This window comes from Roseococcus sp. GW821-FHT12F05 (genome assembly GCF_058806835.1).
The window spans coordinates 582,975-604,255 of sequence record NZ_JBXAQB010000003.1; the positions used below are offsets into that span (position 1 = coordinate 582,975).

General features: G+C 70.9%; 19 protein-coding genes. 7 read left to right on the forward strand and 12 right to left on the reverse strand.

Features of this window, described 5'->3' with window-relative positions; translation table 11 throughout:
* Positions 1–3 precede the first annotated feature (3 nt).
* Positions 4–294, forward strand: a complete 291-nt coding sequence (locus tag AC1ROY_RS11155) for a YMGG-like glycine zipper-containing protein (RefSeq protein ID WP_493148878.1) — start codon at positions 4–6, stop codon at positions 292–294.
* Positions 295–463: 169 nt separating this feature from the next.
* Positions 464–1,681: a patatin-like phospholipase family protein gene (locus AC1ROY_RS11160; RefSeq protein ID WP_493148879.1), complete on the forward strand. Its 1,218-nt coding sequence runs from the start codon at positions 464–466 to the stop codon at positions 1,679–1,681.
* A gap of 4 nt (positions 1,682–1,685) precedes the next feature.
* Here the strand turns inward: AC1ROY_RS11160 and AC1ROY_RS11165 are convergent, their stop codons facing one another.
* The 11 genes from AC1ROY_RS11165 to AC1ROY_RS11215 form a co-directional block, all read right to left on the reverse strand.
* Positions 1,686–2,570: a LysR substrate-binding domain-containing protein gene (locus AC1ROY_RS11165; protein ID WP_493149024.1), complete on the reverse strand. Its 885-nt coding sequence runs from the start codon at positions 2,568–2,570 to the stop codon at positions 1,686–1,688.
* A 30-nt stretch (positions 2,571–2,600) separates the two neighbouring features.
* Positions 2,601–3,494, reverse strand: a complete 894-nt coding sequence (locus AC1ROY_RS11170) for an alpha/beta hydrolase (RefSeq protein ID WP_493148880.1) — start codon at positions 3,492–3,494, stop codon at positions 2,601–2,603.
* Between the two features lie 28 nt (positions 3,495–3,522).
* Entirely contained in the window at positions 3,523–4,215 is a 693-nt protein-coding gene (gene urtE, locus AC1ROY_RS11175; RefSeq protein WP_493148881.1) for an urea ABC transporter ATP-binding subunit UrtE, read from the reverse strand.
* 112 nt (positions 4,216–4,327) lie between these two features.
* The gene (gene urtD, locus AC1ROY_RS11180) at positions 4,328–5,110 is read right to left on the reverse strand and encodes an urea ABC transporter ATP-binding protein UrtD (protein WP_493148882.1); all 783 of its coding nucleotides are present in this window, start codon (positions 5,108–5,110) and stop codon (positions 4,328–4,330) included.
* On the reverse strand, positions 5,107–6,162 hold the full coding sequence (gene urtC / locus AC1ROY_RS11185; RefSeq protein WP_493148883.1) for an urea ABC transporter permease subunit UrtC: 1,056 nt from the start codon (positions 6,160–6,162) through the stop codon (positions 5,107–5,109). Before urtC ends, urtD begins: the two co-directional genes overlap by 4 nt.
* Positions 6,163–6,259: 97 nt before the next feature.
* Positions 6,260–7,825 carry an urea ABC transporter permease subunit UrtB gene (gene urtB, locus AC1ROY_RS11190; protein WP_493148884.1) on the reverse strand — a complete coding sequence of 522 codons (1,566 nt, stop codon included), beginning with the start codon at positions 7,823–7,825 and terminating at the stop codon, positions 6,260–6,262.
* A 143-nt stretch (positions 7,826–7,968) separates the two neighbouring features.
* Positions 7,969–9,153, reverse strand: coding sequence for an urea ABC transporter substrate-binding protein (gene urtA / locus AC1ROY_RS11195; RefSeq protein WP_493149025.1), 1,185 nt, complete (start codon positions 9,151–9,153; stop codon positions 7,969–7,971).
* Between the two features lie 279 nt (positions 9,154–9,432).
* Positions 9,433–10,731: a citrate synthase gene (locus AC1ROY_RS11200; RefSeq protein WP_493148885.1), complete on the reverse strand. Its 1,299-nt coding sequence runs from the start codon at positions 10,729–10,731 to the stop codon at positions 9,433–9,435.
* A 136-nt stretch (positions 10,732–10,867) separates the two neighbouring features.
* Positions 10,868–11,431, reverse strand: coding sequence for a thermonuclease family protein (locus tag AC1ROY_RS11205; protein ID WP_493148886.1), 564 nt, complete (start codon positions 11,429–11,431; stop codon positions 10,868–10,870).
* Between the two features lie 56 nt (positions 11,432–11,487).
* Positions 11,488–12,789 carry a CYTH and CHAD domain-containing protein gene (locus tag AC1ROY_RS11210; RefSeq protein WP_493148887.1) on the reverse strand — a complete coding sequence of 434 codons (1,302 nt, stop codon included), beginning with the start codon at positions 12,787–12,789 and terminating at the stop codon, positions 11,488–11,490.
* Between the two features lie 86 nt (positions 12,790–12,875).
* Entirely contained in the window at positions 12,876–13,424 is a 549-nt protein-coding gene (locus AC1ROY_RS11215) for a SixA phosphatase family protein (protein ID WP_493148888.1), read from the reverse strand.
* Between the two features lie 110 nt (positions 13,425–13,534).
* Between AC1ROY_RS11215 and AC1ROY_RS11220 the strand changes: the two genes are divergently transcribed.
* The 5 genes from AC1ROY_RS11220 to AC1ROY_RS11240 all read left to right on the forward strand — a co-directional run bounded on the left by AC1ROY_RS11220 (position 13,535) and on the right by AC1ROY_RS11240 (position 19,156).
* A complete protein-coding gene (locus tag AC1ROY_RS11220; protein ID WP_493148889.1) occupies positions 13,535–14,170 on the forward strand; it encodes a DUF6134 family protein in 636 nt (211 codons plus the stop codon).
* A 131-nt stretch (positions 14,171–14,301) separates the two neighbouring features.
* On the forward strand, positions 14,302–15,300 hold the full coding sequence (locus AC1ROY_RS11225; protein WP_493148890.1) for a Bug family tripartite tricarboxylate transporter substrate binding protein: 999 nt from the start codon (positions 14,302–14,304) through the stop codon (positions 15,298–15,300).
* 292 nt (positions 15,301–15,592) lie between these two features.
* Positions 15,593–16,588, forward strand: coding sequence for a Bug family tripartite tricarboxylate transporter substrate binding protein (locus AC1ROY_RS11230; RefSeq protein WP_493148891.1), 996 nt, complete (start codon positions 15,593–15,595; stop codon positions 16,586–16,588).
* A gap of 1 nt (position 16,589) precedes the next feature.
* Complete coding sequence (locus tag AC1ROY_RS11235; RefSeq protein WP_493148892.1) at positions 16,590–17,381, forward strand: creatininase family protein; 792 nt, start codon at positions 16,590–16,592, stop codon at positions 17,379–17,381.
* Positions 17,382–17,518: 137 nt separating this feature from the next.
* Positions 17,519–19,156, forward strand: coding sequence for a peroxidase family protein (locus AC1ROY_RS11240; protein ID WP_493148893.1), 1,638 nt, complete (start codon positions 17,519–17,521; stop codon positions 19,154–19,156).
* A 102-nt stretch (positions 19,157–19,258) separates the two neighbouring features.
* Here AC1ROY_RS11240 and AC1ROY_RS11245 read toward each other — a convergent pair whose 3' ends face one another.
* Entirely contained in the window at positions 19,259–21,268 is a 2,010-nt protein-coding gene (locus AC1ROY_RS11245) for a BTAD domain-containing putative transcriptional regulator (protein WP_493148894.1), read from the reverse strand.
* Between the last annotated feature and the right edge of the window lie 13 nt (positions 21,269–21,281).

The window sequence follows — 21,281 nt, forward strand, 5'->3', positions numbered from 1 at the left end:
GACATGCGCAAGACGCTCATCCTTCCCGTGGCCCTCATGCTCGGTCTCGGCGCCTGTGCCGACGAGACGCTCAACGTGCCGCTCAGCCCGACCACGCAGCGCGTCGGCGGCGGCGCGGCCCTGGGTGCCCTGACGGGCCTGGCCATCGGCTCCTTCTCCGGCAATGCGGGCGTCGGCGCGCTGATCGGCGCGGGCGTCGGTGCCGGCGGCGGCTTCCTCTACGACCAGCATCGCCGCAGCAACCAGCGCGCCTTCAACGAGGGCGTCGCGGCCGGCCGCTCCTCCCCGCAGTAGCCGCGCCGGGCCACGCCGTCACCAGGGAGGGGCGGCGCGGCCCGCGATGCTTGTCACGCGGATTTCACGGCGACCCGGGCAGGGCATCTTGCCCCGCCTGCGCGGATGGCCGAGCTTCGGCCGCCGTCAGATCCCGTCGGCCCGGATCTCAGCAAGGAGCACAGGGCGCGTGACGGCCAGGACAGCGACGCCCAGATCCTTCGCCCGGCTGCCGGTGCTGCTCCTGCTCGCGCTTCTGGCCGGCTGCAGCAGCATCACCCGCCTGCCGGCGCCACCGCCCGAATCCACCGAGGGGCTCGCGGTCCTCGGCATCCCCAACGCCCGCTTCTGGATCGACGGCAGCCCGGAGGCCCTTCTCCGCGAGGGCCGGGCGATGGTGGAGCGCGAGGCCGCGACCCTGCCGCCAGGCGCGCCCCGGCCGCCGACCACCTTCCTCGCCATCTCCGGCGGCGCCGACAACGGCGCCTTCGGCGCGGGGCTGCTCAACGGCTGGACCGCGGCGGGCGACCGGCCCTCCTTCACCGTCGTCACCGGCATCTCGGCCGGGGCGCTGATCGCGCCCTTCGCCTTCCTCGGGCCGGACTATGACGGGCAGCTGCGCGAGGTCTTCACCGAGGTCGCGCCCCGCGACATCCTGCTGCTGCCGCGGCAGGTCTTCGCCGTCGTCCCGCTGCTCTTCGGCGAGGCGCTGGCCGACACCTCGCCGCTCGCGCGCCTGATCAGCCGCCACACCGACGAGGCCATGCTCGCCGCCATCGCCCGCGAGTACCAGCGCGGGCGGCTGCTGCTGGTCGGCACCACCAACCTAGATCTGCAGCGGCCCGTGGTGTGGAACATCGGTGCCATCGCGGCCAGCGGCCATCCGGATGCGCTGACGCTGTTCCGCAGCATCCTGCTCGCCTCGGCCTCCATTCCCGGGGCCTTCCCGCCGGTGCTGGTGCCGGTCGAATACGGCGGGCAGGCCTTTGAGGAGATGCATGTGGACGGGGGCGCGGCCATGCAGGTCTTCCTCTATCCACCCTCGGTGAACCTCCGCGAGCGCGGCAGCCGGCGCGAGCGTATCGCCTATGTGATCCGCAACGGCCGGGTGGACGTGGAGGGGAGCGTCACGCCCCGAGGGCTGTTCAGCATCGCCCGGCGCTCGGCGGCGACGCTGCTGCATTTCAGCGGGATCAGCGACATCAACCGCATCTACCTGACCACGCTGCGCGACGGGGTGGCGTTCCGGCTGGCGTTCATCGGCGCGGATTTCCAGGCGGACCGGCGCGAGCCCTTCGACCCGCCCTTCATGCGGGCGCTGTTCGACTACGGCTATGGCCAGGCGCGGCAGCCCTGGCACACCGTGCCGCCGGGCGTCAGCACGACGGTGGTGCCCCCGCGGCGATGACGGCTCAGGCCTCCGAGAGGAGCCAGTCGCGCAGGAGCATCGTCGCCCGTTCCCGCTCCGGCGCCGGGGTCGCGTAGACCAGCCAGTCCGGCTCCTCCGTCAGCGCCAGGTCGAAGAGCATCACCAGCCGCCCCGCGCGCAGGTCGTCGGCGACGAGGTTCGCGAAGAACAGCATCACCCCCATCCCCGAGACCGTCGCGAGATAGGCGAGATTCATGTCCTCGAACTTGACTCCGCGCCCGGCGTCGATGCCGGGCTCCTTCGCCAGCTTCAGCCAGCGCCGCCAGTCGCCCTTGCGCTTGCGGGCGTGGATCAGGCGGTCCGGGTCGAGCTGCGAGGGGTGGGTGATCGGCGCGCGTCCGGCGAGGTAGCCGGGGCTGCACACCGGCACGAGCCGCCCGTCGAAGAGGCGCGACGGTTCCACCTTGGCCAGCGGCGCCACGCCATGGGTGATGGCGAGGTCGAAGCGGCGCGGCGTCAGGGATGGAGGCGGCCCGCTCTCGGCGGCGATGTCGAGCGCGATGGTCGGGTGGCGGGCCACGAAGCGCGGCAGCCGCGGCACCAGCCAGCGCTGGGCCAGGTTCACCGAGGCGTAGATGCGCAGGCTGGTCGGGTCGTTGGCGGAGAAGAGGACCCGCGTGTCCTCCTCGATGCGCCGGAAGGCGTCGGCGATCGAGCGGAGATAGGCCTGGCCCTGCGGCGTGAGGACGACCTCGCGGTGCTGCCGGTCGAAGAGCCGCGCGCCGAGATGCTCCTCCAATTGCCGGATCTGATGGCTGACGGCGCCGGGCGTGACGCCGAGCTCGGTGGCCGCGGCCGAGAAGCTCAGCAGACGGCCGGCGGCCTCGAAGGCGCGCAGGCTGCGCAGCGGGGGCAGGCGGGTGCTGATGACGCGGTCCCTGGGTGATGCGCCGCGAGCCTAGGCCCGCAGATGCCGCTGCAGGAAGGCGCCCGCGCTGCCCAGCGCCCGGCGGCCCTGCTCCAGATGGGCGTTCCACATGGGCCAGGCATGGATCATGTGAGGCCAGATCTCGAGGGAGGCCCGGACGTCGGCGCAGCCCGCCGCGCGCACGAAGCGCGTGGAATCGTCGATCAGGGTCTCGGCCGATCCGACCTGGACCAGGATCGGCGGGAGGCCCGCGAGATCGGACCAGAGGACTGAGATCCGCGGGTCCCTGGCCTCCAGGCCGGCCGGGACGAAGGCCGCGGCCAGCTCGTCCAGATAGCCGCGATGGATGAGCGGATCGACGACGTCCTTGGTCGCCAGGGTCTCGCCGGACTGGGTGAGGTCGGTCCAGGGCGACATCAGCCAGGCGCAGGCGGGCAGCGCCTCGCCGGCGTCGCGCAGCCGGTTCATGAGCGCCACGGCGAGATTGCCGCCGGCGCTGTCGCCGCCGATGGCGATACGGTCGGCGGCCATGCCCTGCCGGTACCGGAGGAACTGCCAGGCGGTCCAGGCATCGTCGAGCGCGGCGGGGTAGGGGTGCTCCGGGGCCAGCCGGTACTGGACGGCGAGGGTTCGCACCCCGCCGGCCCGCCCGGCTTCGGTGACCAGCCGGCGGTGGCTGCGGATCGATCCCGAGCAGTAGCCGCCGCCATGGAAATAGAGAAGGACGCGCGAGGCATCGCCGCCGGGGGCGATGGAGAATTCGCCGGGCACCCCGTCCAGGTCGAAGGCCTCCAGCGCGATGTCCTCGGCCGGCGGCCAGGTGGAGCCGACCTCGTCGATGCGCTGCCGCCGCTCCGACCAGCCGATCGGCCGCGGCTTCGAGGTCAGCAACTGGCGGATCGCATCGATCTCGCTCGTGTCCATGGGCGTTCCTCCGCTTCCCGGGGGAGGATTACACGGTCAGGAGCTTGCGCACCTCTTCCTCATCCAGCTCCTTCGTGGGGCCAGCGAGCGCCACCTCGCCGCGGACCATCACGGTGATGGTGTCGGCGAGGTCGCGGGCGAACTCGAAATACTGCTCGACCAGGACCACGGCGAAGTTCCGGTCCTTCGCGAGATGATGGATCACCTTGGCGATGTCCTTGATGACGTTGGGCTGGATGCCCTCGGTCGGCTCGTCGAGGATGAGCAGGCGCGGGCGCGCGGTGAGCGCGCGGCCGATGGCGAGCTGCTGCTGCTGCCCGCCCGAGAGGTCGCCGCCGCGCCGGCGCAGGAACTGGCGCAGGATGGGAAACAGGTCGAAGACCTCCGCCGGCACGCTACTGCCGCGCGGGGCGGCGGCCAGCGCCGTCTCCAGGTTCTCCTGCACGGTAAGGAACGGAAAGATCTCGCGGCCCTGCGGCACGTAGCCGATGCCGGCGCGGGCGCGCTCGGCGGGGCCGAGGTCGCGGATCTCCTTGCCCTCCCACATCACGCTGCCGCCCTGGATGCGCTCCAGCCCCATGATGGAGCGCAGCAGCGAAGACTTGCCGACGCCGTTGCGGCCGAGGACGGCGGCGATCTGGCCGGGGCCGACGGAGAGCGAGACGCCGCGCAGGCAGCGGCTGGCGCCGTAGGAGAGGTCGATGTCGGTGGCGACTAGCATGGCGACCGGTCCGATCGTGGCCGCGCGGCGGCCGCGTGAATCGGCCCGGCAGCAAAGAAGCTGATGGTGCGCGCGTTGGTCTTGAGTTCGGTGGGACAGAGCCGTCGCATCATCAGCGTCCCAGGTACACTTCGATGACCCGGGGGTCGCTCTGCACGTGGGTGATCGAGCCCTCCGAGAGCACGCTGCCCTCGCACAGCACCGTCACCTTGCTGTTCAGCGCCTTCACGAATTCCAGGTCGTGCTCGACCACCACCACGCTGCGCTCGCCGGCGATGCCGGTCAGCAGCGCCGCCGTCTGCTCCGTCTCGTGGTCGGTCATCCCCGCGACGGGCTCGTCCACCAGCAGCAGCTGCGGGTCCTGCATGAGCAGCATGCCGATCTCCAGCCATTGCTTCTGTCCATGGCTCAGCAGGCCCGCAAGGTCGAAGGCGCGGGCAGTGAGGCCGATCTCCTGCATGGTCTTCTCGATGCGCGTACGCGCATCGCCCCGCAGCACCCAGCGGATGCAGGCGATGGGGTTGCGCGGCGCCTTCAGCGCGAGTTCCAGATTCTCGAAGACGGTCAGCGCATCGAAGACCGTCGGCTTCTGGAATTTTCGTCCGACGCCGAGATTGGCGATGGAGGCCTCGTCCATCCGGGTGAGGTCGCGGTCGCCGAACTTCACGATGCCCGAGCCAGGACGCGTCTTGCCGGTGATGCAGTCCATCATCGTCGTCTTGCCGGCGCCGTTCGGGCCGATGACGGCGCGCAGCTCGCCCGGCTCGACGATGAGCGATAGGCTGTTCAGCGCCCGGAAGCCGTCGAAGACGACGGTGACGCCGTCCAGGTAGAGCCCCTGGGTGGAGACCGCGTGCGGGATGGCCGCCAGCGCCTCGGGATGGGATTCGCTCATGGCTTCACCTTCCGGCGCCGGATCAGGCCGATGAGACCCTTCGGCAGCAGCAGCGGCACCGCCACGAAGAGGCAGCCCAGCGCGATCAGCCAGAGGTCGGGCGCCACCGAGGTCAGCCAGGTCTTCAGCGCATTCACCGAGAAAGCGCCGAGCACCGCCCCCACCAGCGTGCCGCGCCCGCCGAAGGCGACCCAGACCACCGCCTCGATGGAGTTGCCCGGGCTGAACTCGCCCGGGTTGATGATGCCGACCAGCGGCACGTAGAGCGCGCCGGCCAGCCCCGCGATCATCGCCGAGAGCACGAAGACGAAGAGCTTGTGCTGCGTCACGCTGTAGCCGAGGAAGCGCACGCGGCTCTCCGCGTCGCGGATTGCGGTGAGCACGCGGCCGTACTTGGTCTTCGTCAGCGCCGAGCAGAGCAGGAAGACCACCACCAGCGAGACCAGCGCGGCGTAGAAGAGGATGGCCCGGGTGGAGCTGCTGTTGAGCGGCATGCCCAGCAGCTCCTTGAAGTCGGTGAAGCCGTTGTTGCCGCCGAAGCCCATGTCGTTGCGGAAGAAGGCGAGCATCAGCGCATAGGTCAGTGCTTGCGTGATGATCGAGAGATAGACGCCCGTGATGCGGCTGCGGAAGGCGAGATAGCCCACCACCAGAGCCAGCACGCCCGGCACGACGAGCGCCATCAGGAAAGCAAAAGGAAACCAGTTGAAGCCCAGCCAGAACCAGGGGAGCTGCTGGTAGCCGAGGAAGACCATGAAGTCCGGCAGGATCGGATGGCCATAGACGCCGCGCGGCCCGATCAGCCGCATCAGATGCATGCCGATGGCATAGCCGCCCAGCGCGAAGAAGGCGCCATGGCCGAGCGAGAGGATGCCGGCGTAGCCCCAGGCTAGGTCGAGCGCGAGGGCGAGGATCGCGTAGCAGATCCACTTGCCGATGATGCTGACCAGGAAGTCCGAGACATAGAAGGGGCTGGAGCTCGGCAGCAGGTTGAGCAGCGGCAGGACGGCCAGGATCGCGACCGCCAGCAGCAGGACGATGCGACGGGTCATGCGGACCATCCTTGCGGATGGCCCGCATGAGTCTTTGCTTGGCGCGCCGCCGCCCGCCAACCCGGCGCGCGAACTCCGCATTCTTCGAATGCTCCGTTCATTGGTCGGCCGCGCGTCCCTTGAGCGCGAAGAGGCCTTTGGGCCGTCGCTGGATGAAGAGCATGATGCCCACCAGCAGCAGCACCTTGGCCAGTACCACGCCCGCATAGGGCTCGAGGATCTTGTTCACGAGGCCGAGGGTGAAGGCCCCGATCAGTGTCCCCATCAGCGAGCCCACGCCGCCGAAGACCACCACCATGAAGCTGTCGATGATGTAGCCCGTGCCGAGGTTGGGCGAGACGTTGTCGATCTGGCTCAGCGCCACGCCGGCGAGGCCCGCGATGCCCGAGCCGAAGGCGAAGGTCATGGCGTCCACGCGCCCCGTGCGGATGCCCATCGTCGCCGCGATGCGCCGGTTCTGCACCACGGCTCGCATTTCCAGCCCGAAGCGGGTGAGCCGGATGGCGGCGAGCGTCGCCAGCAGCACGGCGATGGCGAAGAGGATGATCCAGGCCCGGTTCTGCGTGACCGAGATGCCGCCGGGCAGGACCAGTGTGCCCATCATCCAGGGCGGGCTGATCACCTCGCGGTTCTGCGCGCCGAAGACGAGGCGCACGACCTGCTGCAGCACCATGCCCACGCCGAAGGTGAGCAGCAGCGTCTCCAGCGGGCGGCCGTAGAGGTGGCGGATCAGACCGCGCTCCATCGCCGCGCCGATCGCGGCCGTGACGAGGAAGGCGGCCGGGATCGCCAACGGCAGGGACCAGGGCTGCAGCGCCGGGATGTTGCGGCAGGCCTCCTGCACGACGACGGTCGCATAGGCGCCGATCATCACGAACTCGCCATGGGCCATGTTGATCACGCCCATGACGCCGAAGGTCACGGCGAGGCCGAGCGCGGCCAGCAGCAGCACCGAGCCGAGCGAGAGGCCTTGGAAGAAGGTCTCCGCCGCCTGGCGCAATTGCAGCTTGCGGTCGATCGCGGCGATGGCGGCGTCGATCTCGGCGGAAAGCTCGGCATTGGCGGCGCGGGAGGCCAGCAACAGGTTGCGCGCCTCGGGCGAGGAGGAGCCGCCCAGCGTCGCGATGCCGGCGCGCTTCGCGGCCGCGTCGGAGGAGGCGAGGCGCGCTCCACCCAGCGCGAGCTCCATGCGCTCGCGCACCTGCGCGTTCTGCTCGCGGCCGAGCGCGGTCTCCAGCGCGGGGATGTCCTCGGCGCTGCGGTTGCGCAGGATGGCCTCGGCCGCGCTCAGGCGCTGCGCCACGACGGGCGAGGCCAGCTGCAGCCGGCCCAGCGCGCCGCGCAGCGCCACACGGACGCGGTTGTTGATGCGGACGAGTGCGGCGCCCTCGGGCATGGCCGTGCCCTGCATGATCGCAACGGAGCCGTCGGCCAGCTTCACCAGCCGCGCATCCGACAGGGCCTGGAGGAGGGGCAGGGCGCGGGCGTCGCCCAGCGAGCCCAGTTGCTCCACGGCCTCGGCCTGCTCGCCGAAGCTGCCGCCGAGGCGAGGGACGAGGCTGTCGAAATCCTGCGCGCGGGCAGGACCGAGCCAAAGGAGCAGGCCAAGCAGGAGCAGGCCAACTCCGCGCCCAGATCTCACCAGCAGGAACGGCAACGCCAACTCAACACATCCCTTCGAGCATCCGGCCGCAAAGCGGCCGGCGCGCCCAGACTTAGCCACTCGCTGGGCGCGCCAGTTGCGGCGCGAAGCCAAGCGCGCGGAGCGCGCGCCTGGCGTTTGAGGCACGGAAAATCAAATCGTCGTCAGCGACGACGATTTGCGTTTTCGGGGATGAACGGCGACCAGTTCTCGGCGGGGATCGCGGTCGGCGTCTTGTAGACGATGTTGAACTGCCCATCGGCCTGGATCTCGCCGATCATCACGGGCTTGGAGAGGTGATGGTTGCGATGCATCTCCTCCTCGAAGCCGCAGGGCGCCATCACCTTCTGGCCGTAGAGCTTCTCGCGCACGGCATCGACGCCGGTGGAGCCGGCGGCGGCCACGGCCTGCGCCCACATGCGGAAGCCCGTGTAGGTGGCCTCCATGGGGTCGTTGGTCACGCGGCGCGGGTTGTTGATATAGGCGCGCCACATCGCCAGGAACTCGGCATTGGCCGGGCCGGGCACGGACATGAAGTAGTTCCAGGCGGCGAGGTGGCCGACCAGCGGACGGGCGTCGATGCCGGCCAGCTCCTCCTCGCCGACCGAGAAGGCGACGGAGGGGATGTCCTCGGCCTTGATGCCCTGGTTGCCCAGCTCGCGGTAGAAGGGGACGTTCGCGTCGCCGTTGATGGTCGAGACGATCGCGGTCTTCTTGCCCTGCGCGGCGAACTGCTTCACCCGCGTGACGATGCCCTGCCAGTCGCTGTGACCGAAGGGCGTGTACTCCTCCATGATGTCGGCATCGGTGATGCCCTTGGAGTTCAGGAAGCCGCGCAGGATGCGGTTCGTCGTGCGCGGATAGACGTAGTCCGTGCCGAGCAGCGCGATGCGCTTGGCCGAGCCGCCATCCGGTCCGAGCAGGTACTCGACCGCCGGGATCGCCTGCTGGTTCGGCGCGGCGCCGGTGTAGAAGATGTTCCGGCTCTGCTCCTCGCCCTCGTACTGGACGGGGTAGAAGAGCAGGCCGTTCAGCTCCTCGAAGACCGGCAGCACGGACTTGCGCGAGACCGAGGTCCAGCAGCCGAAGGTCACGTCCACCTTGGAGACGGCCAGCAGCTCGCGCGCCTTCTCGGCGAAGAGCGGCCAGTTGGAGGCGGGGTCGACCACCACGGCCTCGAGCTGGCGGCCGAGCAGGCCGCCGCGGGCGTTCTGCCACTGGATCATCATGAGGGCGGTGTCGCGCAGCGCCGTCTCGCTGATGGCCATGGTGCCGGAGAGCGAGTGCAGCACGCCCACCTTGATGGTGGCGGTCTGGCCGATGGCGGGCGCCGCGAGCGCTCCGGCCATGGGCGTGGCGAGCAGGGCTCGCCGCGAAACGGGGAACAGGTTCTTGCGCACGGCATCCTCCGGAAGTGCAACGGAAGGGAGGCTACCGATCGTCGCGGGGCTCCGGCATGACGGCGTGGAGAGAATCTGGCACGGCGCGACGCGGATCGGAATTTGTCCGCACGTTCTTGAAGCAACTGCCTAAACCACGATCATGGCCCCGGCCATATCCGGCGCGCCCAACAAAAAACCCGGCCTCCTTTCGAAAGCCGGGTCTTATGAAATCGAATGTATTTGGGATCAGCGCTTGTCGAGCGCCACGTAGTCGCGCGTGTCGGCACCCGTGTAGATCTGCCGGGGACGGCCGATGCGCTGGCTCGGATCCTCGATCATCTCCTTCCACTGGCTCACCCAGCCGACCGTGCGGGCGACGGCGAAGATGACCGTGAACATGGAGGTCGGGATGCCCATCGCCTTGAGGATGATGCCCGAGTAGAAATCGACGTTCGGATAGAGCTTGCGCGAGACGAAGTAGTCGTCCGTCAGCGCGATCTTCTCCATCTCCATCGCCATGTCGAGCAGCGGCTCGTCCTTGATACCGAGCTCGGCCAGCACCTCGTGGCAGGTCTCCTTCATGATCTTCGCGCGCGGGTCGAAGTTCTTGTAGACCCGGTGGCCGAAGCCCATGAGCTTCACGCCGCTGTTCTTGTCCTTCACCTGCTCGATGAAGGCCGGGATCTTGTCGGGGGTGCCGATCTCGCCCAGCATCTTCAGCACCGCCTCGTTGGCGCCGCCATGGGCGGGGCCCCAGAGCGCCGCGATGCCGGCCGCGATGCAGGCGAAGGGATTGGCGCCCGTCGAGCCCGCGAGCCGCACCGTCGAGGTCGAGGCGTTCTGCTCGTGGTCGGCGTGCAGGATCAGGATCAGGTCCATCGCCCGCGAGAGGACGGGCGAGACCTCGTAAGGCTCGGCCGGGACCGAGTTCAGCATGTAGAGGAAGTTGGCCGCGTAGCTCAGGTCGTTGCGCGGATACACGAAGGGCTGGCCGAGGGCGTACTTGTACGCCATCGCCGCGATGGTCGGCACCTTGGCAATCAGGCGGAAGGCCGCGACCTCGCGCTGGCGCTCGTCGTTGATGTCGAGGTTGTCGTGGTAGAAGGCGGCCAGCGCGCCGACCACGCCGCACATGATCGCCATCGGATGGGCGTCGCGGCGGAAGCCGTCGAAGAAGCGGCGGATCTGCTCGTGCACCATCGTGTGGTGCGTGACGTCGCGGCGGTACTTGTCGAGCTGCTCCTTGGTCGGCAGCTCGCCATGCATCAGCAGGTAGCAGATCTCGATGAAGTCGCTCTTCTCGGCGAGCTGCTCGATCGGGTAGCCGCGGTAGAGCAGGATGCCCTGGTCGCCGTCGATATAGGTGATCTTGCTCTCGCAGCTCGCGGTCTCGCCGTAGCCGGGGTCGTAGGTGAAGATGCCGAGGCTCGAATAGAGCTTGCGGATATCCGCGACCTGCGGGCCGAGAGTGCCGCCGAGCAGCGGCATCGAGGCGCTGGCATTGCTGCCCTCGAGCGTGATGGTGATCGAGCCGTTCTTGCTCATGTCAGCAGCCTTCCTCACAAACTGTTTCGCGCACCCGGTTGTCCCAGGGCCTATGCTGCAATGCAGGATAGGCGCAATGGCGGCCTTGTCTATCGGGGCGATCCTTACCCCTCCGCGAACCGGGTGTAATGCAGGGTCAGTAGCCGCGGCGCCAATGGGCGGGCGGCTCGAAGCCGCCGGTCCAGAGGCCGCGCTGCGCTGTGCGGGCCGCGGCCTCGACCGGGACCAAGGCGGGCAGGGACCCGCCGTCGGCCAGCGCCCAGCCCGAGGTGACGAGGGCCGTGTTCAGCTCCACCCCGCCGGCCCGGCAGACGCCGAGCGCGCGCCCGAAGCGGTCGCGGCCCTGCACGCGGCACTCGACGCCCCGCTCGCCGACCAGGCGGGCGAGCTCGGCCGCGGCGGCGGTGCCGCAATCGTAGAGGGCGCCCTGCTCGTTGGTGCAGAACTGGCCGCGCTCCGGCGCCTCGACGCCGTAGAGGCGGAGCGTGCGGTCGCCGAGGCGGATCGTGTCGCCGTCGACGATGCGGATCTGCGCGGCGGGCGAGGACCATTCCTGGTTGCGCGGCGCCGAGCCCATCAGCTCCGACGGCAGGCCCAGGATGACGAGGCCCCCACCCAGCAGCGCGGCGCAGGTGACGACGAAGGCGCGCCCCAGGCGGTGCGGCGTTCGGGCGGACTGGAAGAGACGTCGGCGTCGCATGGGCGCATTGGTTAACCTACCCCGAAGGGGGCTGGCAACCCGGTTGTTTCCGGATGTTACGTATCTGCCACAGCTTGCATTTTCCAGAATGGACCTGCCTTCTTCAGCGCCTTCCAGGCGACGATCGAGGCCAGCCGGCTGCCTTCCGCTCGGCCGGCGGCGAAGCCCGTCACGGTGCCGATGGCGAAGCCGCCGGCGCCGCGCCCGGCCAGCCGCGCGGCCAGGATGCGCGCCACCGTCGCGTCGTTGGCGAGGCCCAACGCCTCCTGCAGGCCGGCCAGCCGCTTGGTGAAGCGCCGGGAGGCGCGGCCGGGCCAGAGCGCGGAGAAGGGCTCGGCGGCGTAGCGCAGCCGCTTGGCGTCGAGCCGCATCTCGTGCAGCGCCGTCGCGTCGAGGCCGGTCATGGCGTCGCCGGCGCGCTTGAGGCGGCGCCAGCGCTTGCGCAGCAGCTCGGCCGCAAAGGGCGCCAGCGGCTGCTCGGGCACGTCGCTCGGGCGGATCAGGGCGAGCTGCAGGCCGAGCCAGACGGTGCCCCGGAAGCCCTCGCCTGCCAGCAGCTGGCTCAGCGCCGCATAGGCCGAGTCGCGCTCGCGCATGGCGGCCCGCAGCAGCCGCTTCAGCCGGACGTCGCCGTCCAACGCCACCAGCGTGCCGGCGCCGATTCCCCCCAGGAACACGTCCCAGTCGCGGGCCGAGCCCAGCGCCCGGGCGAGATCGCCCAGCTGCGCGTCCCAGGCGCGCCAGTCGGGCCCGTCCACCACGGGGCGGAACAGCTTCAGGATGGAGCGCAGCCGGCGGATGGCGACGCGCGACTGGTGCACGCCGCGCGGCCCCATCTCCAGCCGGCACTGCGGCGTCTCGGCCAGCAGCACGTCCTGCAGATGGGCCAGCGCCGCCAGGAAGGCGGGCTCGACGGCCTCGGCGCCGGCCATGCTCGGCGGGCCGGACCGGCGCGGACGGGGCGCGCGGCCCTCGGCCAGGGCCAGTGCCTCCTCGGCCAGCGAGGTGCAGGCCGGTAGCAGCGGCAGGGTGCGGGCCAGATCGGCGGCGAGGCGGAGCATGTCGGGCGCCTCGCCCTCCAGCACCAGCCGGCCGACGCGGCGTCGCAGGCCGACTGCCTCGATGCGGCCCTCGATCCAGGTGACACCTTCGGCCAGCTTCGCGCGGCGACCGACGAAGCGCGCGACGGGCAGGGCGGCCGGGTCCGGCTCGGCGGGCTCCGGGGCAGGCCAGGTGCCGGGCCACCAGCACCCCTCCTCCGGCGGCAGGGGCTGCACGGTCTCCCAGGTCCGGCGGCGGCGCTGCAGCAGCGGCGCGTCGTCGCCTTCCTCTCGGCCCTCCGGCCGGAACCAGGTCACGGTCTCCGCCTGCCAGGCCAGCGTCGCGGAGAGCCGCGGATGGACGGGGCAGCGCGGCGGGGAGACGCCGAGGGCGAGTTCGAGGATCAGGCGGCAACCTCCGGCAGGTCGCGCGGAGCGAGGAAGCGCACGAGCCTTCCGCCGCCTTCGGCGAGCTGGCTCCATGGTCCGGCGACGGTGAATTCGGCCAGCGCCCCGGTCGGGTAGCCCTCGGCGAGGCGGCGCGCATGGGGCCCGCCCATCGCCGCGCCCGCCGGGCCCATCAGCGCCAGGCCCAGCTCGTGCATGCCGGGATTGTGCCCGAGCAGCAACACGGAGCGCGCCGTCTCCGGCACGCGCTGCAGCGCCTCCAGCAGCCGCGGCCAGGGGGCGAGGTAGAGGTCGTCCATCACCTCGATCAGCGGCCCTCCCTCGATGGGCTGCAGCGCCTCCAGCGTCTGGAGGGTGCGGCGCGAGGAGGAGACGAGCACGATGTCCGGCACGAGGCCGAGCTCGCGCATCTGCTCGGCCATGGCGGCGGCCGCCATGCGGCCCCGGGCGTTGAGCGGCCGGGAGTGGTCGGAGAGGCTCGCATCGTCCCAGGAGGACTTGGCGTGGCGAAGCAGCAGGAGCTGGCGCATGACGGAGGCGATCATGCCACGCCCCGGGCGTTCTGTCCCGCCCCTGCGCCCGCCCTTGGGCCCATGCTGGTATGACCTGGTATGACAGGTTGCGGGAAGGGCCAGGCGGGCCGATCTAGGGCGGCATGAGGACCCTGATTCCGGCCGTTCCGCGCCGTCTCCTTCCCCTGCTGGCCGCCTCGCTGGCGACGACGCCCGCGCTCGCCCAGGAGCGTCCGACCCCGCGGGACTACCGCTGGCGCGTCATGCGCAACGGCACGCATATCGGCAGCCACGACGTCAGCTTCTCCCGCCGCGGCGAGGACCTCCTCGCGCTCTCCGAGGTGGTGGTGACGCCGCGGGTGCTGGGCGTCGTCGTCTACCGCTTCGAGCATCGTTATACGGAGGTCACGCGGGGCGGCCGCTTCCTCTCCGTGACCTCGCGGCAGAACCGCAACGGCCGCATCGTCGAGGTGGAGGCCGAGGCGACGCCCCAAGGCGTCGCCATCCGCGGCAGCGAGGGCGAGCGCCTGCTGCCGCCCGGCGCGGCCCCGCTCTCCTGGTGGGAGCCGCAGCGCTTCGGCGGCGCCGTGCCCATCTTCGGCACCACGACCGGCAAGCTGATGGACCTCCGCTGGACGCGCGAGGCCATCGCCGGCGGCACGCGCTGGCGCTGCGCCGGCGAGGTGGATGCGGTGCTGGACTTCGCCGCCGACGGCCGCTGGACCGCCTACCAGGTGCTCGGCGACGACGGCAGCACGGTGATCTACGAGCCGGCTTGACGCCTTCGGGTCCGCGGCGCAATTCGCGGCCGCATGGCCGGTCCGGCCTTCGGGCCGAGCGCCTGCGCGGCCGATCTCATGCCATTCCCACTATCTCCGGCGCATAGCCTGAAGACCCAGGAGCCCACCCGATGATGTCGACCCCTCGCCGAAGCCTGCTTCTCGGCAGCCTCGCTGCGCCTCTGCTGGCGACGCCGGCCCTTGCCCAGGGCTGGCAGCCCGCGCGCCCTGTGCGGATGATCGTGCCGATCGCGCCCGGCGGCGCCAACGACATCATCGCCCGCATGATCGGCGAGCGGCTCTCGTCCGTCATCGGCCAGCCCGTGATCATCGAGAACCGGCCGGGCGCCGGCGGCAACATCGGCGCGCAGGCCGCGCTGCAGGCGGAGAAAGACGGGCTCACCTGGCTCTTCACCTCCGCGAACGTGCTGACGGCCAACACCTTCCTCTACGGCAACCGCATGCCCTTCGTGCCGCTGCGCGACTTCGCGCCGGTGACGCGCGTGGGCGTCGGCACGCTGCTCTGGGTGGTGAACGCCCAGCGCCCCTGGCGGAGTTTTCAGGAGCAGATCGACTACGCGAAGCGGAACCCCGGCCGCGTGACCATGGGCAGCAGCGGCACCGGCGCCATCAGCCATCTCTACTTCGAGAAGGTGAAGCGCGAGACCGGCACCGACATGACCCATGTGCCCTATCGCGGCGGCGGCCCCGCCATCCAGGACCTGCTCTCCGGCAACATCGACATGATGTTCGACGTGATCCCGGCGCTGCTGCCGCATGTGCGCGAGGGCCGCTTCCGTGCGCTCGCCGCGGGTTCCGCCAGGCGCATCGACTATGTGCCGGAGCTGGCGGATATCCCCGGCATGGACGAGCTGCTGCCGGGCAAGGGCATCGACGCGCTGAACTGGTGGTCGGTCGTCTGCGCGACGGGCACGCCGGCGCCGGCCATCGCCGGCATGCACGCCGCCCTTCAGCGGGTGCTCGCGCAGGAGGAGGTGAAGCAGCGCCTGCTCGGCCTCACCGTCTTCCCGCTGGTGGACGAGAGCCCCGCCGCCTTCGGCGCCTTCTGGCGGTCGCAGATCCCCGTCTGGCAGGAGCTGGTCGAGGCCTCGGGCGCCACGGCGGAATAGGGCGCGGCCGGCTTCGGTGGAATCGCCGAAGCCGTGAATCCCCTCCCGGCAAAGCCTGGAGCGCGCATCGGCTTCCGTCGGTCCCGCCCCGGGCCTTCGCCTCATGGTGGAATAATGTTCCCCACCATTGACCTTGCCGTGTCCGGTGGATGATCCTCCGCGCCGCTGGACCAGACTGAGCTCGCTTCCGCTCACCCGTCCTGGTCCAGCCTTTGTCTGTCGCGGGATTCAGACCTACGGCGCCTTCGCGCCTCCGGCCATCCCGCTTTGAAGCGCGGAGGCGAATGCAGTGGTGATCACGCGACGGAACATCCTGGCCGGCGCCGCCGCACTGGTCGCCCTCCCGGCCGCTGCGCAGGAGTGGCGGCCGAGCCGGCCGGTCCGCTTCGTCATCCCCTACAGCCGCGGCGGCTCGACCAGCGCGGTGGCGGGGGCGATCCAGCCCTACCTCCAGGCGGCGCTGGGCCAGCCGGTGCAGCTCGCCTGGATCCCGGGCAACAGCGGCATCACCGGCGCGTCAGCCGTGCTGGGCGCCGAGCCCGACGGCCACACGGTGATGCTGGCCTCCTCGAGCCTGCTCACGGCGCACGAGTACCTCTTCGGCGACCAGCTCCCCTTCAAGCCGCGCCAGGATTTTTCCCCCATCACCCGCGTGGGCGAGACCGCCGTGCTGCTCGCCATCCCCGCCGGCCGCCCCTGGCAGACCCTGCCGGAGCTGGTCGACGCGATCCGCGCGCGGCCCCGCACGCTCAAGGCGGCGACCAGCGGCGAGGGCTCCATCGGCCACCTGCTAATGGCCGTGCTGCTGGACAAGCTCGGCCTCAAGGACGCGGTCGAGTTCTTGCATTTCGACGGCGGCGGCCGGTTCCAGGCGCAGGCGCTGGTCACGGGCCAGGTCGACATGGCCATCGCCGCCGCCACCGGCCTGCTGCCGCTGATGCGCGTCGGCACGGCCCGCGCGCTGGCCACGACCGGCGAGTACCGCGCGGTCTGGACGCCGGAGCTGGAGATGGTCCCGGCCGTGGTGGAGAGCTTTCCGCAGACGCAGCTGGACGTGGCCGACTGGTGGGGCCTCGTCGCCCGCTCCGGCACACCGGCCCCGGCGCTGGCCGCCGTCGGCGCCGCCATGGGCCGGGCCCTGGAGGAGCCGGAGGTGCGCAGCGCCATGACCGAGATGGGCACCTTGCCGCATCCGGATCCGACCCCGGCGGACTTCGCGAAATTCCTCGAGGAGGAGAGGCCACTGCGGCAGCGCCTCGTCGAGATCTCCGGCGCGCGGCTGAACTGAGATGGCAAGGAAGCCCAAGACCGCGGCCCGCAGCCTCGAATGGATGAAGCTCACCGCCGCCGAGGTCCAGGCCGAGGCGGCGGCCGATGCGCTGGTCATCGTGCCCGTCGCCTCGATGGAGCAGCACGGCCCGCACCTCGCGACCGGCGTGGACACCGTGCTCGGCGGCACCGTCGCGCTGGAGACGGCGCGGCGCATGGTCGAGGCTGGCCATCGCGTGATCGTGACGCCGGTCTGCTGGGCCGGCCTCGCCGAGCACCACATGGCCTTCGGCGGCACCGTGACGCTCGACCACGCGACCTTCCAGGCCGTGCTGCGTCATGTCGTGGGCTCGGCCGCGCGGCACGGCTTCAAGCGCGTCTTCCTGATGAACGGCCATGGCGGCAATGCCGAGGCCATCGGCACGGCGGCGACCGACCTCGCGGTGGAGTTCGGCATCCGCGTCGGCGGCGCGACCTATTGGCACATGGTGCCCGAGGTGATCCAGCCGCTGCTGGAGCGGCAGCAGACCCTCATGCACGCCTGCGAGGCCGAGACCTCGATGATGATGCACCTGGCCCCCGGCAGCGTGCGGCCGGAGCAGCTCTCCAAGGCGCATGGGCCGGCCTCCTCGCGCGTGCCGGGGCAGCCGCCCGGCCTGCTCATGCGGCGCTCCTTCCGCGAGATCACGAAGAGCGGCGTGGTCGGCGACGCGCGGGTGGCGAGCGCGGAGAAGGGGGCGAAGCTGCTCGACGCCATCACCGCGAAATGCGCGGAACTCCTCGCCAATCCGGAGCTTTGGAAGGCGCGCTGACCCGGCTCACGCGCCCGCGATGGGGGCCAGGGCGCGCGGATTCCGATCACGGTGGCATCACGCTCCCGGACTAGGTTCTCCTCAAGGGTTGCGGAGAACTTGCCATGGCATCGGTGCACGGCGGAAACGTATGGGCCATGCGACCCATGGCGGAGGAGAGCATCTTCGCGCCGGCCGATGTGGACCGTGTGCCCCAGGGCTGCCGCCACTTCCTGCGCCCGCCCGCGGAGACCGAGCGCAGCCGCCTCTTCCGCACGGAGTCGGAGCGCAAGGCGCAGGTGGCCATGCTCTGCCGCCTCTCAAAGGCGATGCTGCCGACGGACGACAGGCTCCACGAGAACCCCTGCATCCCCTCGGGCTACACTTATCTCCTGCAGCTCGTGGCGCATGACTGCTTGCCCACGCCCTTCCGGCCAATTCCCCCGGCGCGCGCCGAGGCGCTGAACCAGCACAACGCACGGCTGCGGCTCGACACGATCTACGGCAACGGTCCCTTCGGCTGCCCGCTTGTCCATGCGTCGGGCGATGATTCCGACGTCGCCCGCACCCGGCCGCGCCTCGGCCCGATCGCGTCCGCCAACCTGCGCGACCTCGCCCGCATCCCGGGCGAGGATGTGAAGGGCAACGCCGTCTTCGCCGACCCAGTGATCCACGACCCGCGCAGCGAGGAGCACCCTTTCGTCGTGCAGATGACCACGCTCTGGCACATGCTGCACAACTCGCTGGTGGAGATCGCGGGCCTGCCCGCCGGCCCCGTCGCGCAGGAGCATGCGCGCGAGCCGGTCTTCGCCTGGGCGCGCACCGCGACGACGCTGATCTACCGCCGCATCCTGCGCAGGGACGTGCTGCGCCGCCTGCTCGATCCCGCGATCTACGAGCGCTACCTGAAGGCCGGCCCCGCCGACCTGCTGGACTGCGACCGGGATCCGGACCGTGCCAGCCTCTCCGTGCCGTTCGAATTCCGGAACGGGGCGATGCGCTTCGTCCATGCGATGATCCGCCCGAGCTACGACACCACCAGCGACTTCAGCCGCGGCATCGACGAGACGCTGCGCGGCCCGCGCACCATGCCGCTCACGCGCGACTGGATCGTGCAGTGGGGCAGGTTCTTCGAGGTGCCGGGCGAGGATGGCGCGGCCGCGACGCTGCCGAAGAACCTCAGCCTGCGCATCCGGCCGAGCTATGTCCCGCCGCTGCACGGCGGCGCGCTCTTCCCGGGGCCGGTCGCCGGCACCTCGGGCCTCCCGCTGCAGGACATGATGAGCGCGGGGGCCGCGCAGATGTGGTCGGTTCCCGCGCTGCACGCCGCGATCGTGGCGCGCGCCCGCGAGCTGGAGCGCCCCTGGGTCGCGCCCTTCGGCGATCTGGACCTCGCGCGCGACCCGGTCCGGACCAGGGCCATTGCCGCCTGGCTGGCGGAGAATGCCAATCCGCTCGACCCCTTCACCAAGGCGGAGATCAAAGAGCTCTCGGGCGATCCGCCGCTGCCCTTCTACATCCAGTTCGAGGCCTGGAAGCGGCACGAGGGATACCAGCTGGGCCCGCTCGGCTCGATCCTCATCGCCGAGGCGCTGTTCGGCGTCATGCTGGCCGATCCGCTGCCGGGCGAGACCGTCGACGGCCCGCTCGTCGGAAGCCTCATCGACCTCGCCGCGCCGCTCGGCCTGACGATCCGGCGCCCGGCCGACCTGCCGGAGCTCGACGACATGGGCGGGCTCGTCCGCTTCGTCGCGCGTATTCACGGCGTTGGCGCCGCGTGCGCGGCAAGCTCGTGAAGGGCCGTGCCGACCGCTTTGCGGCCGGGTCATCCCGAAGGCTGATGCATCTCCGGCAAGGCGACGCTGGCTGTTCTTCCCCGGACGCGGGAGTGCCGGCCCCTACCAGTTGCCGAAGGTGAGTCCATCCGCAGGGATGCCCGCACCGGCCACGCCACGGCGGAGGCGATTCCAGTTCTCCTCCGTGCTGAACGGGTACTGGTGCAGCAGCCACCGCCCCATCTCCGCTTCCGTGGCCGGTCCGGGACCGACCCAGGCGGCACGCACCAGCTCGAAGAAGCGCGCGGCACTGCGCCGCGCGCCCTCCGCATCGCCGAGATTGTGCAGCGCCGCCGCGCGCCAGGCGGGCAGCGTGCGGATCACGTCCTGCGCGCGGTCGCAGGCCTCCAGGGTCGCCTCGTCGTCGCCGCGCAGATAGGCCACCACCACCTGATAGCCCCAGAGCGTGGGCGAGGCGGCCAGCGTCATCTCCAGCGCCTCGTCGGCGAGGCGCCTGGCTTCCTCGTGCCGCGCCGAGAAGGCATGGAACAGCGCCGAGGAGATCAGCGTCCAGCTGTCGTTCGGGTTGAGCTGCGTCGCCCGGCGCATGTGCGGAGCGGCCATGCTCCCCTCTCCGGACATGGCCAGCGACCAGCCCAGCACCAGATGGGCACGGGAATCCATGGGGTCGAGCTGCACGGCCTTGCGGGCGAGCTCGAGGGCCCTGGCCTCCGTCGCGCGGCTGCGCCACGAGCCTGGATTGGCGATGTGCCCGCCGTTGTGGGACTGCGCGAGGCTGCTGTAGGCGGGCGAGAAGGAGGGATCCGCGGCGATGGATTCCTCGAAGAGCTGGCGCACGCGCGCATAGCTGTCGCCCCGGAAGCCGCGCATCACGGACTGCCCGAGCAGCCAGCGGTCGTGCGCGGCCATCACCACCTCCTTCTGGAGCGGCAGGCTCGCCAGCCGCGCCGCCGAGACCTGGCCCTTCAGCGAGGTCGCGATGCGGCGGACCAGCTTCTGCTGCGCCTCGAACCAGGTCGCGAGGTCGAGGTCGGAGCGCTCGCTCCAGATGACGAGCCCATGGTCGGCGTCGCGGATCGTCACCACGAGGCTGATACGCGAGCCCGCCTGATAGGCCGTGGCGCCGACGGCGTAGCGGCCGGAGACGCGGCCGAGGGTGGCGGAGACGGCCGGGATCTGCCCGCCATCCAGCACGAACCACTCGCGGAAGCGCACCAGCGAGGCGAGCAGGTCGTGGCGGAAGCCATGGACGAGGTGGGCCTGGTCCTCCGGCACGCCATGCGCGGCGAAGGGCTCGACGAGCAGCGCCATGCGGGCGGCCTTGCCGACGGCAAGCGGCGGCCCGGCGGGCAGGATCCGGCCGGACTTGATCGCGGCCACCACCTCCTGCGTCGCGTCCGAGGGCTCCATGTCGAAGTCCTCGTCCAGCACGTTCCACAGCGCTTCGTAGGCGCGCAGCGCGGCGGGGACGTCGCCCTCCTCGGCGGCGGCGAGCATGAACCGCCGGCAGGCCTCCTCATGCGTGGCATCCAGGTTGAGCAGGGCACGCGCGACCCCGCGCCGCGCCGGGCCCTCGGCGCCGGCGAGCAGGGTCTCGAGCCCGGCGGTCATCCGCTCGTGCAGGGCGATCCGCCTTGGGCGCAGCCAGGCGGAGAAGGCGGGGTCGAGGTCGTCGAGCCCTTCGAAGAGCGTTTCGGCGATGCGGGGAATCTCGAGCAGCGCGGTCTCCAGCTCGCCGGCCTCGATGCCGCGCAGCAGCCGCTCCGTGTCGAGGCCGAGCGCCCCGCGCTCCAGCGCGATGTCGATGCGCCCCGTGTGCAGCAGCTCTTCCGGCAGCGCCTCGCGCAGTTCGTGCACCACCTGGCGCAGCGAGGCCCGGGCCTTGTCCTCCGGGGATTCGCTCCAGAGCAGGCCGACCAGCCGCTCGCGGCTCGCCGCGCCGGTTTCGGACAGGGCAAGGCAGCCCAGTACGGCGCGCGCCTTGCGGTTGCGCAGGCGGAGCTGCGTGCCGCCGAGGACGGCGCGGAAAGGGCCCAGGAGCGAGAGCGACAGAGGGGAACCGCCCTCGGTGCTGCCGACGCCACCTGTGATCTCTGCCAAAGCCTGGCTCATGCCAAATCATTTA

Excerpts from the sequence above, each read along its gene's own strand:
- urtA (WP_493149025.1), bottom strand. The coding sequence starts at position 9,153 with ATGGCCGGAGCGCTCGCGGCGCCCGCCATCGGCCAGACCGCCACCATC.
- AC1ROY_RS11205 (WP_493148886.1), bottom strand. The coding sequence starts at position 11,431 with ATGCGACGCCGACGTCTCTTCCAGTCCGCCCGAACGCCGCACCGCCTG.
- urtC (WP_493148883.1), bottom strand. The coding sequence starts at position 6,162 with ATGACCCGTCGCATCGTCCTGCTGCTGGCGGTCGCGATCCTGGCCGTC.
- urtE (WP_493148881.1), bottom strand. The coding sequence starts at position 4,215 with ATGCTAGTCGCCACCGACATCGACCTCTCCTACGGCGCCAGCCGCTGC.
- AC1ROY_RS11225 (WP_493148890.1), top strand. The coding sequence starts at position 14,302 with ATGATGTCGACCCCTCGCCGAAGCCTGCTTCTCGGCAGCCTCGCTGCG.
- AC1ROY_RS11240 (WP_493148893.1), top strand. The coding sequence starts at position 17,519 with ATGCGACCCATGGCGGAGGAGAGCATCTTCGCGCCGGCCGATGTGGAC.
- AC1ROY_RS11215 (WP_493148888.1), bottom strand. The coding sequence starts at position 13,424 with ATGATCGCCTCCGTCATGCGCCAGCTCCTGCTGCTTCGCCACGCCAAG.
- urtD (WP_493148882.1), bottom strand. The coding sequence starts at position 5,110 with ATGAGCGAATCCCATCCCGAGGCGCTGGCGGCCATCCCGCACGCGGTC.
- AC1ROY_RS11245 (WP_493148894.1), bottom strand. The coding sequence starts at position 21,268 with ATGAGCCAGGCTTTGGCAGAGATCACAGGTGGCGTCGGCAGCACCGAG.
- AC1ROY_RS11170 (WP_493148880.1), bottom strand. The coding sequence starts at position 3,494 with ATGGACACGAGCGAGATCGATGCGATCCGCCAGTTGCTGACCTCGAAG.
- AC1ROY_RS11200 (WP_493148885.1), bottom strand. The coding sequence starts at position 10,731 with ATGAGCAAGAACGGCTCGATCACCATCACGCTCGAGGGCAGCAATGCC.
- AC1ROY_RS11220 (WP_493148889.1), top strand. The coding sequence starts at position 13,535 with ATGAGGACCCTGATTCCGGCCGTTCCGCGCCGTCTCCTTCCCCTGCTG.
- AC1ROY_RS11155 (WP_493148878.1), top strand. The coding sequence starts at position 4 with ATGCGCAAGACGCTCATCCTTCCCGTGGCCCTCATGCTCGGTCTCGGC.
- AC1ROY_RS11235 (WP_493148892.1), top strand. The coding sequence starts at position 16,590 with ATGGCAAGGAAGCCCAAGACCGCGGCCCGCAGCCTCGAATGGATGAAG.